The sequence below is a fragment of the Acidocella aquatica genome (genome assembly GCF_030160635.1).
GTDB classification, from domain to species: Bacteria; Pseudomonadota; Alphaproteobacteria; order Acetobacterales; family Acetobacteraceae; genus Acidocella; species Acidocella aquatica.
The window spans coordinates 1-16,762 of record NZ_BSOS01000080.1 but is presented as its reverse complement, the minus strand read 5'-3'; the positions used below and the strand labels follow the sequence as shown (position 1 = coordinate 16,762).

Sequence of the window (16,762 nt, the reverse complement as noted above, 5' to 3'; positions counted from 1 at the left end):
GACTTGCCCAGCCATGTGGCCGGTGAACCGTGGCTTGAAAACCGCTCTCATCAAAATAAACAACATCTTTCCAGCCATGTTCGGAAACCCAGGCGCGCAATTGGCGCAGAAATGTAATTCTTTCTTCGCAACGACATTCACAATACCGGATCGTTTTTTTTAGTGATAGCCAATTTCTTCAACGCAGCCCAAATCGCGTTGATCGTCACGCCAAAATGCGCCGCCCTCTCCCGTAGCAACGCCTCTGGAAAGTCTCGCACATGAACCAAAAGGGACGCTTTATCCAACTTGCGTCTGCGCTCTTTGGCAGGTCTTGGGTGCAAATCCGGCGCACCAAGCCAGCGATAAAGGGTTGGCCGGCTGACCTGAAACAATCGTGCCGCTTCCGTCAGCCCGCCGCCTCCACGCACATAGCCGACAACACGCTCACGTAAATCAACGCTATAGCTCATCATTCGCCCCTCACAAGGTGGCAAATATTAGCACGTAATGTTGTTAATGTGAATCACTATAGCTTGTTGGTGCGCGGCCAGAGAATGTTTTCGGCTGCCAGCCAGTGAGCGTTCCCACGCTAAATCCCGGCGGATTCTGGGCCATGGCAGGTAGAGCCGCAAAACATAAAATAATGAGGGTTCGTTTGAATCTACGCATGAGAATACGCCTTATGCATATGCAAGGTTAAGCTTGCGGCATCGTCAACGTCGTCCAGCATGCGCAGTAGCTTGGTGCGCTGTTTGGAAAAATTGTGCAGCGTGTCAGCCAGGGCATGTGGGCTGGACCAGCGCACATTGGAAAACGCGCGCTCGGGACGCGTGCCCGCCATGCCGGCCAGCCAGTAGCCGCCATCGGCGGCGGGGCCAAAAACAGCATTATAACCGCGCAGATTGTGCAAGGCGTTTCTCAGATCCCTGGTGCTGATTCCTGGAATGTCACTGCCGATGAGAACCACGCGGCGGCGTGGATAGCGATGGATAGCGCGCTGCATGCGTTGGCCGAGATCCCCCTGCCCCTGACTAATTTTGGTAAAGCCAGGCGCTCTGAGGCGAGCATGGTGGTCCGGCGAGAGGGCAAGCACACATTCAACGCCACGCAGACGCCGCACCCGCCGCAGCAGCCTGTGCAGCGCCGTGCGGGAAAAATTCAGCGCCTTGCGGTCACCGACCTCGCGCGCGAGCCGGCGCTTGCCGACGCCAAGCCGGGGAATGCGCGCGAAAACAATAACGACTGGAAGGTTCATCTGCGATAGTCTTCAGCCAGTCTCGCGGCGGAGCGGCCTGCAATAAAACACAGGAGGCGCCAGAGATTTTTGCCTGCGCGCAGGAGCCATCCATCACGGATATAGGCTGAGGCATCGGTGCGGACGGTCAGGTTCATGGGGGCAAGGTATTTGCGGCCCAACCGGCTGGCGAGGATGACATCTTCCATCAAGGGGGCATCGGGCATGCCACCCACAGCGGCGAGAAGGTCACTATGGATCAGCAGCCCCTGGTCGCCATAAGGCAGACGAAAGAGTGCGCAGCGCAGCGCCACGCCAAACTCCAAAAGGCGCGCGCGCGGGTCCTCGCTTTCGAAACGAAGTTTGCCATAATAGGCGCATGTTTCATGCTGCGTGCTCAGGCGTTGGCAAAGTGTGGCATCCCAGCCGGGCAACAGACTAGAATCCGCATGCAGGAGCAAAATCCAAGGCGCCTCTGCTGCCGCGATGCCGCGGCGCAACTGCCCGCCGCGCCCAGAGGCGCCCGTGACGATGCGCGCACCAACTTTTGCCGCAAGCACCAAGGTATCATCCGTGCTGCCACCGTCAGAGATGATAACGCTGATCATCAGGCCGCGCGCCGCCATGAGCTCGCGCAGCAGAGCTGGTAGATGCGCTGCTTCATTCAGAGTGGGGATAACAACAGACAGTGCGGCACTCATCACCATGTCATCCGCGCCGGTGAGTCACAAATGGCAAAAGCCTGATCGCCAATCTCTCGAATGCGATGACCGCGAGGGAAGGAAACCGCAAGTAGGGCAAATGAACCCATCGCCCCAGTGCTGCGACCGAGGCGATAAATACGCAAACGATCATGGGGGCAGCCAGACCAGGTTTTACCCTCGCCGCCATTTATGAAACCTTTCAAGCAGCGCCAAGCCCCGTGCCGAAGCGTGTTTCTGCCGCCATAACCCGGCCACGGCGCGGATTGCCTCGGAGCGCGTTGGGTACGGGTAGATCACGCCCAGCAGTTTTTTCAGGCCCAGATTGTGCTGCATGGCAATGGTGAAACCGGTGAGGATTTCACCGGCATTGGTGCCGACGATGGTGGCGCCAAGAATTTTATCGCTCCCCTGGCGCGTGATGATTTTTACAAAACCCTCGGTATCGGCTTCGGCAATGGCGCGGTCCAATTCCGCAAATTCATAGCGCGTCACCTCATAGCGCAGAGCCTGCGCTATCGCCTCACGCTCGTTCACGCCAACGCGGGCAATCTCCGGGCTGGTGTAGGTTACAGCGGGCACGGCGCGGTAGCTGGGCTTGAAGCGCCAGAAGGGGGCGAGCAGCGCGTTGAGCGCGGCATAACCGGCCTGGAACCCGGCGGTATGGGTGAACTGATAGGGCCCGGCCACGTCGCCGCAGGCGAAGATGTTGGGGTAGAGGGTTTGCAACCAGGCATCGGTTTCAATGGTTTTGGTTTTATTAAGCTTAATCCCCAATTCTTCCAACCCGTAGCCGGTTACGCGCGGCTTACGCCCGATCGCCACCAGAATGCGGTCGAATCCAATAGTGATAAACTCGTTCTCCGATACCGCGCGCAGGTGATAACCGTCATCGTCATGCAGCACCTCCTCGGCGCGGTGGCCGGTTAGCACAGTCACGCCATTGCGGCGCAACGCCGTGGCCATGGTGGTGGATACCTCATCATCTTCGCGGATCATCAACCGCTCCGCCATTTCCACCAGCGTGACGGCGCTGCCAAGCTGTGCGAAGGCCTGTGCCATCTCGCAGCCAATCGGCCCGCCGCCCAGAATGGTCAGGCGTTTCGGTAAGGTTTCAATATCCCAAAGCGTTTCCGAGGTGGCATACGGGCTTTGCGCAAGCCCCGGAATGGGCGGCACGAAAGGTTCCGCTCCGGCGGCGATCACGATGGCGCGGGTAGAGATTTTAACGCCATCGACCGAGACACACCACGGGTTAAGGATCATCGCCTGACCCTGGCGGACATCGACGCCAAGACTGGCGTAGCGTTCCACTGAATCATGCGGCGCTATGCCCTCCACCGCTGATTTTACCGCTGCACGGGCCTGGATAAAATCATATCCATGCTTGGCCGCATGGAGCAATGCCTTCGACGGCACGCAACCGCTGTTGAGGCAATCTCCGCCCATGCGGGTCTGTTCAATGAGCGTGACTTTCGCCTTCAGGGCGCTGGCGACATAGGCGGTGACCAGCCCCGCAGCCCCCGCACCAATGACCACGAGATTGCGTTCGAATGTCTTGGGGCGGCGCCATTTGACATAAGCCTTGCGCGCGGCGAATGCGCCGCGAAGGCGCGGCACAGCAACCGGCAAAACCGCGAGCAGTAGCAGGCCGGTGACGAGGCGCGGCGTGAGAATGGCCCCGTGATGACCCAGAGTGGCGAGACTGGCGCCAGCATTAACGTAGATCAGCGTTGCCGGGAACATGCCGATCTGGCTGGCGGCATAAAAGCGTGAAAGCGAGAGTTTTGTTAGCCCCGCAAGCAAGTTGACGGCGAAGAAGGGAATGGCCGGCACCAGACGCAGTGATATGAGATAGCGCGCACCATCGCGCGCAATGCCCTGGTCAATGCGCGTGAACAATGCGGGAAAACGTGCCAGGGCAAAATCACGCAGCAGAAAGCGAGCGGTCAGAAATGCGATGCTGGCGCCGATGGAAGACGCGAACGAGACCAGCAGGGTGCCCTCCGCCAAGCCAAAAACGGCACCGGCGCCCAGCGTCAGCAATGATGCGCCAGGGAAGGAAAGTGCCGTTGCAACCACATAAAACCCGAAATAGGCTGCAAAGGCCACCAGAGGATGCTGCGCGTTGAGCGTGTCGGCAAATTGTTGAAACTGTCTGGGGTCCGGCATCCGGCCATGCCAAGCGAGGGCCGCCACCGCAACCACAAAGAGCAAAGCGCCGATCAGGAGCAGCCTCATTCTGCGTGCGCCAGGCTTTGTGATGGCCGTGCTCATCGTGCGCTCATGCAGGAAGAAGATCCGAAGACACAGAATTGCGCGCAATGCGGATGGTCCAGCGACACGCTGCGTCCCGCTTCCGCCAGCGTGTTGCCCAGTTCAAAGCGATGTTCATAGGGGAGCAAAGTGCAAGCAACGATGCTGGCTTGGTCGGCACCTTTGCGCTGCACGGCCATGCGCGATGTGCGGCACATCGCATCCGCGCCGCGCGGATGCAGGGCACGCCAGGCGGCCTCGCTTACGCCGGAGACCGTAACGGGCTTGTCCATCTCAGCGAACAGCACGAGGTGGTCCGGGTTGAAGGCATCAATGTCGAAGATCATCTGCGCGAACAAGCCCGCAAATCCGGCGCGTGTCGTGGCTTCATCCTCAAGTGCTGGATCAAACCGCGCGGCGATGGAGGGCGTGAACCCCGCGGCGAACAGGGCACACAGCCCAGCCAGAGCTGGCTGCCATGAACGCGGGCCGCGCAAGGCCTCGTGCCCGGCGGCGGTAAAATGGTCGAGCGACACACGCACCGCCAGCTGCGCGCCATGGTTTGCGTGCAGGGTTTCCAATGCGCGGAAATGGTGCTGCATCGGCAGCATGGCGTTGGTGAGCACCAGAGTGCGATAGCCTCGTTGCAGCGCACCCTCAATCATCGCCAGAATATCCGGATTCATGAACGGCTCGCCGCCAGTAAACCCTATTTCACGCAGGGATTTTATTGCCCCTGCTTCATCCAGCAAACGATTGAATTCCGCCAGGGAGAAATAAGCCAGCCGGTCGTTGCGCGGGCTGCTCTCGATATAACAACCGGCACAGGCCAAATTACAGAGCGTGCCGGTGTTGAAACACAAAGTCTCCAACCGTTCCAGCGCCACGACGGCGTCAGGTGCTGGTGGTGGGGCCGGTTGCGGGGTCGCCGTCATTGCCCGCTCCGCCAAAGGCAGAATATCCAGGCTGGGCCAGATGCCGGTCTCCAACGCCGCCGCATAATCTTCGGGAAGTTTGGCGCGGCGCATGGCGGTGGCGGCGGCCTTAAAATCGTAGCTGAGCGGGTGGGTGGTGAGGGAAAAGCCGTTGCCCGCCGGCGTGAGGATGGAATACCAGCCACGCGGCGTACCATCATTGGCCGGCATACCGATGGCACCGGCATTATGCCATAATTTGCCGCCGATCTGGCGGGTAAATCCAAGCCCGCAATGTCCGGCGATGACACCATCGCATCCTGTCAGGGCGATTTCCTCGTTGAAAACATCATCCGGGTCCGAAGCAAAGATGAAGCGGTTGATACGGCTGGGTGCACCGTGGACGACGGCAAGGCGCTTGTCTCCAATCACCAGATCAATCCGGCGCGGCAATTGGGCCATCCAATGTTTTGCCTCATCGTTCAACCTTGCGCGGGCATGACTGAACCAAGCTAACGACAAAAGGTCGCAGGCGGAGCCTGGTGCAAAGCCGCAGCCGCAATCAGCGGCATCGGCGGCAAGTTGCTCCTCGCAATTGCCCATCACGGTGGCGATACCATTGTCGCAGAGCAGGTCGACGCAGGCTTGCGGGTCCGCGCCGTAAGCTACGGCGTCACCCGTGCAGATCACCCGCGAAAAAGGTATCCGGTGCCGCCGCGCAGCCTCGAACAGCGCCCTTGTGGCCTGCAGATTGCTGTAGCTGCCACCAAAAATCAAAACGGGGCTGCCGGCGATCAGCACCGGATTTGGCACAGCATCAAACATTAGCGATGAACTCCGGCGAAATCCGCTCCAGCGCCATGCCGCGCGCCTCAACACCGCCACGCATCCGCCAGATGAGGATGGCCACAGCCCCCATGGCCCAGAAACCCGCCAGCATGATGAGCGCCGCCGGCATACTTCGCGCGCCCACATAGCCGACCAGGAACGGCGAAAGCGCAGCCCCGATGCGTCCGACCGCCACCGAACCGCCGATGCCCGTGGCGCGCAGGGCGGTGGGGAAGAGTTCGGAGAAGGTCGGGTAAGCGGCGATCCAGCTTCCCGTTGCCAGCATGTTGACCAGCGCAAAGCCGATCATGATAGGCCCGGCACCCATGCGCGTGAACGAGGAGAACGCCACCAGCCCGAACGCCGTGGCGAGGTAGAATCCGCCCACCGTCCAGCCCCGTCCCAACTGGTCAAGCAGTGCCGCGGCGGCCAGACCACCCACCAGCGCGCCGACACTCCCGGCAAGATAAAACAATGGCAACTGCGCTGGCGGCAGATGCAGGGCCGGCAATACGACAATCGGCAAAAAGGCGAACAGGCCATAATAGCCGGATGCTTCCGCGAAATCGAGCGCGGCCCCGAGGGCCAGACGGCCCGGATAGTGGCGCAGCAGCAACAGAAAACTGCCAGTTTCCCGCCGCACCCGCTGGATCGCCCGGGCAGCGGCTGGTTTTGGGTGGCTGGTGAGGCCAGAGGCGATCCCTGAGATAATGACCCGCGCTTCGCTGCTGCGCCCGGCCTCAATCAACCAGCGCGGGCTTTCGGGCAGATATCTGCGGAACCAGGCGGCTGAAAGTGCGATGACCCCGCCCAGGGCGAATACCACGCGCCAGCCAATATCCGGCGGCAGGGCAGAGAGCACGAGCCAGGAGAGCAGGGCCGCGACAAGGCTGCCCACGGGCCAGAAATTCAACACGATGGCCGCGGCCCGCCCGCGCGAGCGGCTGGGAACCAGCTCGGCGATCGCCGCGTTGATGGCGGAATATTCAGCACCGACACCAATGCCCGCGATCAGCCGCAGCAGCAGCAGCGCCGCGAGATTGGGCGCGAAGGCGGTGGCCAGGGTCGCGGCGCCGTATAGCACCAGGCTGGCCAGAAATATCCGCCGCCGCCCATAACGGTCTGACAATACGCCGAACCCGGAAGCGCCGATCATCAGCCCGGCGAACCAGGCCGCCAGGATGAACGACATGGCGTTGCTGCCAAGGTGAAAATGCGCGCGCAACGCGCCCAGAACATTGCCAATGAGCGTCACCTCAAACGCATCGAGCGCCCAGCCAAGCCCGAACAGCAGCACCAGCATCGTATGAAACCGATTCCAGCGCAGGGTGGAAAGCTGGTCCAGCAGGCCTGTTTCGGCTGCTGAATAATGGTCTGGTAAGCTCATGCGGGTTCCTCAGGAGGCTTGAAAAGCGACAGATGAACCGGACCACAACCAGCCCGGTCTCGTTATTCGCGCCGGGGAAGAGAATGGTTACGCACCAAGGTGATTATTTTTATCCCCCACTCACGCGCCGGACCAAGCGGTTCACTCTGCCATCAGCGTAGGCAATTCCTCCAGGCCGCGCACCACCGCGCGCGGCGCGCCAGGCAGGCGCTCGGCCGGCTGACCCGCGCGATTGCACCAGATAACCTGAAACCCGAACGCCGAAGCTGCATAGGCGTCCCAGCCATTGGCCGAGACGAAGCCGATTTCCTGGGCGGGTATGCCAAGCCGGTCCACCGCGAGTTGATAGACCTCGGGTGCTGGCTTGAACACGCCCACCTCCTCCACCGAGAGCACATGGTCCAGCAGATGGCTGATTCCGGCATGCTCCACGGCGGCGCGCAGCATGTCCGGTGTGCCGTTGGAGAGGATCGCCGTAACCAACCCGCGCGCCCGCAGCGCCTCCAGCGCCGCAGAGACCTCGGGATAAGCTTCGAGCGTCCGGTAAAGTACGAGCAGGCGCTGGCGCAGCTCGGGGCTGGCAAGCCCGGTGGCCTCCAGCGCATAGTCGAGCGCCTCGGCCGTCACCTGGCCGAAATCCGCATGGCGTTTCTGCAACCCGCGCAGCCATGTGTATTGCAGTTGCTTGTCGCGCCAAAGCGCCGCCAATGCGGCACGCTGCGGCGGCGCGATGTCGTCACACAAAGCGACGGCGGCGCCGACGTCAAATAATGTGCCGTAGGCATCGAACACCATGGCCCGAATTTGGGGGAATTTCGTCATCATGCGCCTGCTCCTCGCCTCTTGGGTTACGCTACCTTATACGCCGCGAACATGTCGTCTACTGGCGTGTGGAAAAGGTGATTGGCATAGTTGCTCAATGTTTTCACCGCCATCGCCAGCACAATCTCCAGCGCCTGGCGCTCGCCATAGCCAGCAGCCAGGAATGCCTGTGTGCCGGCCGCTGCGGGACGGCCGCGGGTATCAAACATCACCTGCGTGAACTGCGCCAGCGCCGCCAGTTTTGGATCAGCGATCGGCGTGCCCGCGCGCAGCGCTTGGAGCACATCCGCCGGAACCTTCGACATTTTATCGGCGATCATGCTGTGGGCCGCGGTGCAATAATTGCACCCGTTGGCGCGGCTGACGACCAGGAACACGACCTCCTGCTCAATGGGGGTAAAGCCGGATTCCGCCCGGAAGCGCGCATAGCCATCGAGATATGTATCCAAAAGCCCTGGGGAGTTCACCATATTGGCATACATATTGGGGATGAACCCAACCTGGGCCTTAGCTTTTTCCAGCACCTTGCGGCCGGGCGCGGGCGCATTCTCGAGGGTTTGGGTGGGCAGCGTGAGTTTGGTTTCGGCAGTCATCTACAGTCTCCCGGCGTTAAAGGAAAAAACTATTTCTCGCTTCCCAGCGCGCTGAGCGCCTGAGCGGCGATCCGCCGTAGCATCGGTGGATTTGCGTCAATGCGCGCGAGAACGCGAAGCGAGAGCACGGTAGCTGTGAGATACTCCGCCATCGCCACCGGATTCATGCTATCCGGCAGGGCACCAGATTTCTTGGCCCGCGCGATCTGCACTTCCAGGAAGCCCTGGACCTCAAACAGCCTGGAATGAACAAGGGAGCGGGCCTGGGCTGACATCGCCCCGCCATCAAGCAGTGAATTCACAAGCAGGCAGCCCAGGTGATGCGGATCGTCATCTGACATCGCAATGATCTCATCGAAAAACTGCCTGATCGCGGCTATTGGATCAGCCGCCTGCTCCAGCCGTGCCAGCCTCTCCGAGATGCCGAGATCCGCGTACCGGTTTACCGACGATATGAACAAGCCGTCCTTATCCCCATAGCGATTGTACAGCGAGGCCGCGCTGAGCCCGGTGGCCTGCGTCAAATCCCGCAGGGAGGCCCCGGCATAACCCCGCTGGCGGAACACCTCCACCGAGCAGTCCAGCACATCTTCATCGGTCAAACGGCGGGGGCGGGGCATGGACTGAGTGAGGCTCCAAACTGTGTCAGCCAACACATAATAGAACGATCACTACAAAACAACCCCGCCCTGAAACTTATTTGCGGCCACGCCCCATAAAGCGCTTCAGCAGCGCATCCACCGACAAGGCGCCGCCGCCCTGGGAGATCAGCACCAGCATCATCGCCGCCCATTGAATGTGCGTGGGCCAGGCTTGCGGATAGACGAAAATTTCGATCACCGCGGTCATGCCCAGCAACGCGAGCGCCGCGTAGCGCGTGGCCAGGCCGAGCAGCAGCAGCGGCGGCATGGCAACCTCCATCGTTACGGACAAATAGGCCGAAAAAACCGGCGGTAGCAGCGGCACCTGGTAGCTGTTGGCGAACATGTAGAGCGTGGTGTCCCAGTTCGCGAGATGCGTCTGCGCCGAGCTCCAGAACACCTGGGCCAGCGCTGCCCGGGCGGTCAGCGCCACCAGCCAATAGGGAACTAGCTGGAAGCATCCCGTAAGCTTGTTGAGCATGCGCACGGGCAGCATCGCCGGGCGTTGAATCGCTACGTCTGACATGGGTGGTTCTCCTTGTGTGTTTCATGTGTTGTCGTTTGCGAGCTGGCCGGAACAATCCCGGCGAACAGCCCCTGCGCGAGAAACATTCCCAGCATCGCCGGGGCTTCATCTGGTGTGGCGGCCTCCAACGCGTCCGCCAGGGGAAAGCCGCTGAGCAGGGTCAGCGCGAAGTCGAATACCGGAGCTGTAACAGGCATGATCTCCAGCGTGCCGCTTGACCTGGAGACGATAACCGGCACTGCGGCGGCACTGATTTCGATCGCGGCGAGCAATGCATTCTTTTTCGAAACATCTTCCAGCAGCACAGCCTCCCATATGGCGCGGGCATCATCGCGCAGGATGAGCAGCGATACGGAAGGATGCCGGACGAAGCCGGTTTCCGCCGCATCCACCCCGGCCAGTGCTCCGGGGTCCAGCGGCGGTGTCTCAGCGGCATGCAGCGCAATATTCACCGCCCACTCCAGCCGCGCCACATCCGCAAGATAGGGCAGAGACTTCAGACTTTCTGAAGCCTCGAGATAGATGGCAAACTCCGCGCCATATTCATATAGATTCGCGCAAACCGGCGGACGAGCCTGGATGAAATCCCGGCACAGCCCGGCGAAACAATCCGCGCCAACAAGTTTCTCCACCGCAGGATAAGCGATCCGCAAACAGGCGGCGAGATTCCCCATAACATTATTCCTGTAGATCGCCATCCGCGCCTCTGCCGCGATACTCCCCGGGATAATCGCATCATCGGGTAAGCCAGCAGATACGCCGCGGAGCGCCGCCACAAATGCAGCCTGCTGGTCACGCAGCATTGGCGTCCCTCCGGCTCACCTGGTCCATAATTTTTTGCCCCATCGCCGCTTCCGCCAGCAACGCTTCCAGGGACGGTAAATCAGCATCGCGCTCAATCAGCACGGGGCGGGGGCCGATGATCTGCAACGCTGTTTCGAACAGCGCCCATACCGCGCTATCCACGGGCCGGTCATGCGTGTCGAGCAGCAATCCGGCCGCGGCACCCGTGGCGGGACAATGCCCGGCCACATGGTATTCACCAATTGCGGCCGCAGGCAATGTTTGCAAATAATCCAAGGCATCCCAACCATGATTATGGGCGCTGACAAAAATATTGTTGATATCACAGATCAATCCGCATCCGGTGCGTCGCGTGACAGCGGCAAGGAATTCCGGTTCGGGAATATCAGAACTGGCAAACTGCAAATAGGTGGACGGGTTTTCCACCAGGATGGTCCGCTTCAACGCAGTCTGCACTCTATCCACGTTCATGCAGAAAATATCAATGCTTTCCCTGGTCAGCGGCAGAGGCAGCAGGTCCGGCAGCGCCGTTGCACCAATACGGCCCCAGGCCAGATGTTCGGAAACCAGGGCGCCGTTCATCGGCGATACCAGCCGGCTCGCCTCATACTCTTCAGCTGACTTATGAGGCCTTGAGCGAACCACCGGCGATCTTCGAGCAATCGCCTCCCGGCAACAGAACGAAGGAGGCCGGGTCGCGCGCCATCGTCGCCTGGCCAGCACAGGAATGCGCTCCGGAGGCGCAGTCGTTGCGGCCTACGGCATTGACCCCGTAGCACGCCTGGAGTTTCTGCGCCGCGGCACGGGCCATATTGGCCTGCTTCACCTGCATCATCTGCTGTTGCGTCATCTGCTGCGCGCTGGCGGCGACAGGTACGATGCCGGCAAAGCCGATGGCGGCGGTAAGTACCGAGGCTGCGAATTTTCTGCGATCCATGTTTATCTCCCGATCAAAAACAGCGCTGGAATGTGGCTGCATTTTAAGGTTCGCAGGAGCGGCCCTGAAGGTTACATGGATAAAACGCTTGAACAAAAATAAAGACTCATGTGTCTGACTGTCCGGCCTCCAGAGAGGTTGCGCCCGCCGGGCCACTGAATGGCTGCACAAGCATGGCATCAAACCGCGAGGTAGCGGCAGGATCGCGGAACGCGGCAAGACCGATGCTCATGCCCTCATGCCCCGCCGCCGGCTGGGCGCGATAGGTGCCGAGCAGCCTGTCCCACCAGGGTATGTTGAACCCGAAATTGCTGTTGGTTTCAGCGGGGATAACCGAATGGTGGACGCGGTGCATGTCCGGTGTCACCACCAGCAGGCGCAGGGTGCGGTCTACGCCCAAGGGCAGCGCGAGGTTGCTATGGTTGAACATCGCCGTGGCGTTAAGGATGATCTCAAACAGCAACACGCTCACGGCCGGCGCGCCGAGCGCCACCACCGCCGCCAGCTTAATGCCCATGGAGAGGATGATCTCGATCGGATGGAAACGGGCACCGGAGGTGACGTCAAGATCAAGGTCCGTATGGTGCATGCGGTGCAGGCGCCACAGCACCGGCACCGCATGGAACAAGACGTGCTGTAAATATATCGTCAGGTCCAGGCCGAGCAGCGCCAGAACGATTTTGAGCCATTCCGGGATGTTCCAGAGATTCAGCCCGCCCCAGCCGCGCTGCGCGGCGAACACGGCCACGCCGAAGGCCGCCAGCGGAAACAACAATTTCACGGCGAGCGCGTCGGCCACCGCAATACCAAGATTACCCGGCCAGCGCTGCCCGCGCGTGAGCGAGCGCATGCGGCGCGGGCGCCACGCCTCCGCCGCCGCCAGCACGGCGAGCAGGCCGAACGAAACCACCAGTCGCAGAGTTGGTCCGTGGGTGAGAAGAAACTGCGCCATAAATCTCCGTAAACACACACCAAATGACAGCGTATCAGCCCGTGTACCTTATAGTCTTACGCTTCGTAGAGCCAAAAGGTTACCTGCCAACCACGCCGCACATAAATTTTTATGCCGCCTGTAACCTTTCCCTTTTTCGTGGCGAACTTGGAATGTGAAGCGCTGGAATGGTCCGGCGCCACGCTTGTCATAAGGAAAATATCCATGAAATTCACCCCCTCCATGCTCATGCTCGGCGCTGCTGTCTCCCTGGGCGGCTTGACGGCCGCCGTCATCCCCACCCATGCGCGGGCGGCATGCACAGCGCAGACCAACGGTGCCTGTGCAGGCAAAACCGGCGCCTGTGCAGGCAAAGCCGCGCCCTGCGCTGCTGCCAAGTGCAAGGCAAACTAAGCCGGGCTTAACCCTCCTCCGTTCAGAGAGACGCCCGCCATGCTGCAAAATTATCGCAAATTATGCGTGCCAGACTGGCGGGCGTCACACTGCGGCAGTACCACAAGCGGAAAAAAACTAACCGCTGCTCAATATAGGGCTGCACCGGCTACCGTTTATGCAAGGAATTTTGTAGCCATGAACAGAAGAATTCGTAATCTCATCTCACCGCTCGCCTTGCCGGGCATCGTTCTGTCTGGCTTGTTGCTCATGGGTGCACCAGAGGCCATGGCTGCCACGACCACCCCCTACACCCAGGCGGCGTTCGCAACCGCGATTGCCAACCATACGCCGGTGGTGATCCATATCGAGGCAAGCTGGTGCCCGACCTGCGCACGGCAGAAATTGGTTTTAAAAGGGCTGGAAAACGACCCGCATTATGCCGCCCTGGATATTCTCGATGTCGATTTTGACTCGCAAAGGCTGGTGGTACAGCAATTCGGCGCAACAATGCAAAGCACGTTGATTGCTTTTCATGACGGCAAGGAGGCGTTGCGCGCGGCCGGCATCACCAGCAAATCAGAGATCGAGACGCTGCTCAACGCCGCGGTTCAAGGCTGAGCGGACATCATGCTCACCGCGGCTTTTTTTGCGTTGGCTGCCGGGCTGCTCTCCACACTCTCGCCTTGTGTGGTGCCGGTGCTGCCTTTGGTATTGGGCGGCGCATTATCCGAACACCGCGCCGGCCCCCTGGCGCTGGCGGGCGGTGTCGCCCTGTCTTTCAAGGCCATCGGCTTGTTCGCCGCCACCCTCGGGTTCTCCCTGGGGTTGAACCTTGGCGCCTTCCGGCTGCTGGCGGCGGCAATGTTGCTGGCGTTGGGGCTGCTCCTGCTGCTGCCCGGCGCGCAGACGAGGCTGGCGGTCGCGGCCGGGCCGTTTGGCAACTGGATGAACAACCGGTTCAGCGGCGGCAAGGGCGTTGGCCTGCGCGGGCAATTTGGCATCGGCCTGCTGCTCGGCGCCATCTGGACACCGTGCGCCGGGCCAACCCTGGGCGCTGCCAGCCTGATGGCCTCGCAGGGCAAGGATTTGGGCCATGTGGCGCTGGTGATGCTGATGTTTGGCATCGGCACCGCATTGCCCCTGGTGGGGCTGGGGTTTTTATCACGTGCCACGTTGCTGGGCTTGCGCGGCCGGATGCTGGGTGCTGGCTCCGCCGGAAAAATGCTGCTCGGCGGGGCGATGGTGGCCGTCTCTCTGCTGATGATCACAGGGTTGGACCATCCGTTGGAAGCCTATCTGGTACAAGCCTCGCCCGGCTGGCTCAGCGCCGCCACGACACAATTCTGATGCGCGCGTCCCCAACCCTGCTGGAACGTGCCGAGGCCGCCGCCGCGCTGGTGGCCGCCCTGGGCGAGATGGAATCCGCGGGGCAAAACATCGTCACCGCATTGGTGGACGGGCAGGATTTTGTCGCTGAGACGCATTACCCGGCTGATGACGCGCTCGACCCGCACACCCGCGCCCAATATTATTTCCATGCGCACCGGGGGGCAGCGGAGAGCGGCCATATTCATTGCTACCTGCGCGGCGAGGGCACATCCAGCCTGACCCATGTGCTGGCGATCGCCCTCGACCATTTCGGCCGGCCGGCGCAATTCTTCACCACCAATCTCTGGGTTACGGCTGATCACTGGCTGCCCGCGGAGGCGCTGATCCCCCAACTGCCGCGCCTGGCCTGGCATGACGCCCCAGGCCCCGCGCCCGTGAATCAGGCCCTCACCGCGCTGTGCGTTCTGTACCGGCGCGAGATCGCCGCCCTGCTGCGCCGGCGTGACAAACGCCTGGCCTGCCATGCGGCGGAATCGCAGGCGGACGCCCTGGCCGACGAGGCGCTGGAAATCCTCAGCCGCGCCCGCATCAATTTACCCGGCACCCTCGCCCGTTTGCGCCAAAGCCTGAACCTGCCGGAGGCTGACGATGCCGTATAACATGCTTCTGCCGGACATCATTCCCCTGGGTGGTGATTGGCTCCGCCCGGCAGACGCTATACTCTGTCCGCCCAAGGGAGTGACCATGGCGGAGGAAAACCCAGACTGGCGGATCTGGCTGGCAGCGGCGCAGCTTGGCGATGCGCGCGCCTATGCCCGCGTGCTGCAGGAGGCTCTGCCCTGGCTACGCCGCCGCGCCCGCGCGCGCTGGCCGCAAAGCAGCGCCGCCGACATCGAGGACATGGTGCAGGAAACACTTCTGGCGCTGCATCAGAGCCGGCATCTCTACGACCCCAGCCGGCCCGTGGCCCCGTTTCTGTTCGGGATATTGAAATTTCGCGGCGCCGAAATCCGCCGCCGCCGCCAGCGCCATGCCGGACGGGAGACAGCCATTGACGATGTGCCTGTAACCTCCACGGCCCTCGCGACGAACGACACACAGGATCGGGATGTTGACACGGCCTCGATGATGATGGCGCTCAAGGGCTTAGGCGAGCGTGACAAGCTCGTGTTGAACTTGCTGAAGGTCCGTCAACTTTCCCTGCGCGAAGCCGCCACCGAAACCGGCATGAGCGTCGTAGCCCTTAAGGTCGCGACATTCCGGGCGATGCAGCGGCTGAAGAAAGCCATGAAGGAGAATGTTACACATGAGGACTGAGGAGTTGATCGCCAGCCTCGCGCGTGATCTGCCGCCGGTGCGCCGCGCCGCGCCGCCTGCAACGCTGCTGCTGCGCTGGCTGCTCGTCACCGTGCCGGTGCTTGCAATGGTTGTCTATGCCATGGGTCTGCGGCCCGACCTTGCCGGACTGCTTACGCAACCGCGTTTTATGCTGGCGGAGTTGCTGGCTCTGACCACAGCACTCATCTCCGCCTACGCCGCATTCTGCGCCGGACGGCCGGACGAACCTGGGTGGAAGCTATATCTACCCATGGCCGCCCTTGCCCTGTGGCTCCTCGAGCTTGGGCGGCAATGTTTTATCCTGTCGTTGCAAACTCATGGCGCGGCACTCATTCTGCGCCCGGATTTCTTGTGTGTCCCGGCAATTGCAATGGCCGGTTTTGTCCCCGCCGTGGCCATGGTCTGGCTTCTGCGCCGCAGCGCCATGTTTCGCACCACACACGCCTGCCTGTGCGGCGCCATGGCCGCCGCCGCCGCCGCCGAAGTGGCGCTGCCATTATTCCACGCGGCGGATACGATGATGACGGTTCTGGTCTGGCAGATGGGCAGCGTGATGCTGTTCACCGCGCTTGGGGCGTTATTCGGGCGGATCACATTACGGCTTTTGTCCAACACCACGCCCCATACGGACATTTCGAAATCGCATTGATTGGATCAAGGATCAACTCGAGCCGCGATGTGTGAGGTGGCCCCCGGAAACTGGACAGGTGTCTAAGATTGTCAAATCGCGTCCAACCATGCCCCCTCTTTCGCGTCCAATTGCCCTCAACATAGGGGGCTGCGGGAACGGGTAATTCAGATCAAGGCGCCCGGCACACAGCCTCGGTTGCACTCGAAAAATCCTTTAAAACCGCGTAGGTTATCAGGTTTTTACCGAAAGGTGACTATGTGTTAGGGATGTGCTAGCTGATTTTAGCTGTTCCGGCGCCCCTCTTCCGCTCTATCTTATTGATTTATTTAGTAATTCTGGTTGCAGGGGCACGCCACCAACTTGATTTGCTGCTTTCGGGTTGAACAACGTAACCAGAACCATATTCGACTATCAGAACCACCTTGACCGGTTTGGGCAGCATACTCACCTAGCCGCTATTATTCACGAAGCTGTTTTGGTTTGATTTCTTTGGCCATCCCTGCACAACCGCA

The 16,762-nt window shown here is 61.0% G+C and carries 20 protein-coding genes; 6 read left to right on the top strand and 14 right to left on the bottom strand.

Features of this window, described 5'->3' with window-relative positions; translation table 11 throughout:
- Positions 1–137: 137 nt before the first annotated feature.
- The 14 genes from QQJ84_RS14670 to QQJ84_RS14605 all read right to left on the bottom strand — a co-directional run bounded on the left by QQJ84_RS14670 (position 138) and on the right by QQJ84_RS14605 (position 12,577).
- Positions 138–455, bottom strand: a complete 318-nt coding sequence (locus QQJ84_RS14670) for an IS630 transposase-related protein (protein ID WP_284259052.1) — start codon at positions 453–455, stop codon at positions 138–140.
- A 188-nt stretch (positions 456–643) separates the two neighbouring features.
- Complete coding sequence (locus tag QQJ84_RS14665) at positions 644–1,237, bottom strand: TIGR04282 family arsenosugar biosynthesis glycosyltransferase (RefSeq protein WP_284259051.1); 594 nt, start codon at positions 1,235–1,237, stop codon at positions 644–646.
- Positions 1,234–1,917 (bottom strand): glycosyltransferase, encoded by a 684-nt coding sequence (locus QQJ84_RS14660; protein ID WP_284259050.1) that lies wholly within the window; start codon positions 1,915–1,917, stop codon positions 1,234–1,236. Before QQJ84_RS14660 ends, QQJ84_RS14665 begins: the two co-directional genes overlap by 4 nt.
- A gap of 174 nt (positions 1,918–2,091) precedes the next feature.
- The gene (locus QQJ84_RS14655; RefSeq protein ID WP_284259049.1) at positions 2,092–4,158 is read right to left on the bottom strand and encodes an FAD-dependent oxidoreductase; all 2,067 of its coding nucleotides are present in this window, start codon (positions 4,156–4,158) and stop codon (positions 2,092–2,094) included.
- Positions 4,159–4,190: 32 nt separating this feature from the next.
- A complete protein-coding gene (locus QQJ84_RS14650; protein ID WP_284259048.1) occupies positions 4,191–5,912 on the bottom strand; it encodes a radical SAM protein in 1,722 nt (573 codons plus the stop codon).
- Positions 5,905–7,302 (bottom strand): MFS transporter, encoded by a 1,398-nt coding sequence (locus QQJ84_RS14645; RefSeq protein WP_284259047.1) that lies wholly within the window; start codon positions 7,300–7,302, stop codon positions 5,905–5,907. Before QQJ84_RS14645 ends, QQJ84_RS14650 begins: the two co-directional genes overlap by 8 nt.
- Positions 7,303–7,443: 141 nt before the next feature.
- Entirely contained in the window at positions 7,444–8,127 is a 684-nt protein-coding gene (locus tag QQJ84_RS14640; RefSeq protein ID WP_284259046.1) for a haloacid dehalogenase type II, read from the bottom strand.
- Positions 8,128–8,150: 23 nt separating this feature from the next.
- Positions 8,151–8,717, bottom strand: coding sequence for a carboxymuconolactone decarboxylase family protein (locus QQJ84_RS14635; protein WP_284259045.1), 567 nt, complete (start codon positions 8,715–8,717; stop codon positions 8,151–8,153).
- Between the two features lie 29 nt (positions 8,718–8,746).
- Positions 8,747–9,337 (bottom strand): TetR/AcrR family transcriptional regulator, encoded by a 591-nt coding sequence (locus QQJ84_RS14630; protein ID WP_284259044.1) that lies wholly within the window; start codon positions 9,335–9,337, stop codon positions 8,747–8,749.
- Between the two features lie 76 nt (positions 9,338–9,413).
- On the bottom strand, positions 9,414–9,884 hold the full coding sequence (locus QQJ84_RS14625; RefSeq protein WP_284259043.1) for a DoxX family protein: 471 nt from the start codon (positions 9,882–9,884) through the stop codon (positions 9,414–9,416).
- Complete coding sequence (locus QQJ84_RS14620) at positions 9,872–10,687, bottom strand: HvfC/BufC N-terminal domain-containing protein (RefSeq protein ID WP_284259042.1); 816 nt, start codon at positions 10,685–10,687, stop codon at positions 9,872–9,874. The genes QQJ84_RS14625 and QQJ84_RS14620 overlap by 13 nt, the downstream gene beginning before the upstream one ends.
- Positions 10,677–11,333, bottom strand: coding sequence for a DUF692 domain-containing protein (locus QQJ84_RS14615; protein ID WP_284259053.1), 657 nt, complete (start codon positions 11,331–11,333; stop codon positions 10,677–10,679). Before QQJ84_RS14615 ends, QQJ84_RS14620 begins: the two co-directional genes overlap by 11 nt.
- Positions 11,311–11,625, bottom strand: a complete 315-nt coding sequence (locus QQJ84_RS14610) for a BufA1 family periplasmic bufferin-type metallophore (protein ID WP_284259041.1) — start codon at positions 11,623–11,625, stop codon at positions 11,311–11,313. The genes QQJ84_RS14615 and QQJ84_RS14610 overlap by 23 nt, the downstream gene beginning before the upstream one ends.
- A gap of 106 nt (positions 11,626–11,731) precedes the next feature.
- The gene (locus tag QQJ84_RS14605; protein ID WP_284259040.1) at positions 11,732–12,577 is read right to left on the bottom strand and encodes a sterol desaturase family protein; all 846 of its coding nucleotides are present in this window, start codon (positions 12,575–12,577) and stop codon (positions 11,732–11,734) included.
- A 204-nt stretch (positions 12,578–12,781) separates the two neighbouring features.
- Between QQJ84_RS14605 and QQJ84_RS14600 the strand changes: the two genes are divergently transcribed.
- The 6 genes from QQJ84_RS14600 (at position 12,782) to QQJ84_RS14575 (ending at position 16,268) form a co-directional block, all read left to right on the top strand.
- Positions 12,782–12,970: a hypothetical protein gene (locus tag QQJ84_RS14600; protein ID WP_284259039.1), complete on the top strand. Its 189-nt coding sequence runs from the start codon at positions 12,782–12,784 to the stop codon at positions 12,968–12,970.
- Between the two features lie 177 nt (positions 12,971–13,147).
- A complete protein-coding gene (locus QQJ84_RS14595) occupies positions 13,148–13,570 on the top strand; it encodes a thioredoxin family protein (RefSeq protein ID WP_284259038.1) in 423 nt (140 codons plus the stop codon).
- Between the two features lie 9 nt (positions 13,571–13,579).
- Complete coding sequence (locus QQJ84_RS14590; RefSeq protein ID WP_284259037.1) at positions 13,580–14,299, top strand: cytochrome c biogenesis CcdA family protein; 720 nt, start codon at positions 13,580–13,582, stop codon at positions 14,297–14,299.
- Positions 14,299–14,940, top strand: coding sequence for a DUF6969 family protein (locus QQJ84_RS14585; RefSeq protein ID WP_284259036.1), 642 nt, complete (start codon positions 14,299–14,301; stop codon positions 14,938–14,940). The genes QQJ84_RS14590 and QQJ84_RS14585 overlap by 1 nt, the downstream gene beginning before the upstream one ends.
- An 85-nt stretch (positions 14,941–15,025) precedes the next feature.
- Positions 15,026–15,598, top strand: a complete 573-nt coding sequence (locus QQJ84_RS14580) for a sigma-70 family RNA polymerase sigma factor (protein WP_284259035.1) — start codon at positions 15,026–15,028, stop codon at positions 15,596–15,598.
- Complete coding sequence (locus tag QQJ84_RS14575) at positions 15,588–16,268, top strand: NrsF family protein (RefSeq protein WP_284259034.1); 681 nt, start codon at positions 15,588–15,590, stop codon at positions 16,266–16,268. The genes QQJ84_RS14580 and QQJ84_RS14575 overlap by 11 nt, the downstream gene beginning before the upstream one ends.
- The last annotated feature ends 494 nt before the right edge of the window (positions 16,269–16,762 follow it).

Coding starts and splice junctions, on each gene's coding strand:
- QQJ84_RS14670 (WP_284259052.1), bottom strand. CDS start 455: ATGATGAGCTATAGCGTTGATTTACGTGAGCGTGTTGTCGGCTATGTG.
- QQJ84_RS14655 (WP_284259049.1), bottom strand. CDS start 4,158: ATGAGGCTGCTCCTGATCGGCGCTTTGCTCTTTGTGGTTGCGGTGGCG.
- QQJ84_RS14650 (WP_284259048.1), bottom strand. CDS start 5,912: ATGTTTGATGCTGTGCCAAATCCGGTGCTGATCGCCGGCAGCCCCGTT.
- QQJ84_RS14625 (WP_284259043.1), bottom strand. CDS start 9,884: ATGTCAGACGTAGCGATTCAACGCCCGGCGATGCTGCCCGTGCGCATG.
- QQJ84_RS14660 (WP_284259050.1), bottom strand. CDS start 1,917: ATGAGTGCCGCACTGTCTGTTGTTATCCCCACTCTGAATGAAGCAGCG.
- QQJ84_RS14590 (WP_284259037.1), top strand. CDS start 13,580: ATGCTCACCGCGGCTTTTTTTGCGTTGGCTGCCGGGCTGCTCTCCACA.
- QQJ84_RS14595 (WP_284259038.1), top strand. CDS start 13,148: ATGAACAGAAGAATTCGTAATCTCATCTCACCGCTCGCCTTGCCGGGC.
- QQJ84_RS14635 (WP_284259045.1), bottom strand. CDS start 8,717: ATGACTGCCGAAACCAAACTCACGCTGCCCACCCAAACCCTCGAGAAT.
- QQJ84_RS14580 (WP_284259035.1), top strand. CDS start 15,026: ATGGCGGAGGAAAACCCAGACTGGCGGATCTGGCTGGCAGCGGCGCAG.
- QQJ84_RS14630 (WP_284259044.1), bottom strand. CDS start 9,337: ATGCCCCGCCCCCGCCGTTTGACCGATGAAGATGTGCTGGACTGCTCG.
- QQJ84_RS14585 (WP_284259036.1), top strand. CDS start 14,299: ATGCGCGCGTCCCCAACCCTGCTGGAACGTGCCGAGGCCGCCGCCGCG.
- QQJ84_RS14645 (WP_284259047.1), bottom strand. CDS start 7,302: ATGAGCTTACCAGACCATTATTCAGCAGCCGAAACAGGCCTGCTGGAC.
- QQJ84_RS14665 (WP_284259051.1), bottom strand. CDS start 1,237: ATGAACCTTCCAGTCGTTATTGTTTTCGCGCGCATTCCCCGGCTTGGC.
- QQJ84_RS14640 (WP_284259046.1), bottom strand. CDS start 8,127: ATGATGACGAAATTCCCCCAAATTCGGGCCATGGTGTTCGATGCCTAC.
- QQJ84_RS14605 (WP_284259040.1), bottom strand. CDS start 12,577: ATGGCGCAGTTTCTTCTCACCCACGGACCAACTCTGCGACTGGTGGTT.
- QQJ84_RS14600 (WP_284259039.1), top strand. CDS start 12,782: ATGAAATTCACCCCCTCCATGCTCATGCTCGGCGCTGCTGTCTCCCTG.
- QQJ84_RS14610 (WP_284259041.1), bottom strand. CDS start 11,625: ATGGATCGCAGAAAATTCGCAGCCTCGGTACTTACCGCCGCCATCGGC.
- QQJ84_RS14575 (WP_284259034.1), top strand. CDS start 15,588: ATGAGGACTGAGGAGTTGATCGCCAGCCTCGCGCGTGATCTGCCGCCG.
- QQJ84_RS14620 (WP_284259042.1), bottom strand. CDS start 10,687: ATGCTGCGTGACCAGCAGGCTGCATTTGTGGCGGCGCTCCGCGGCGTA.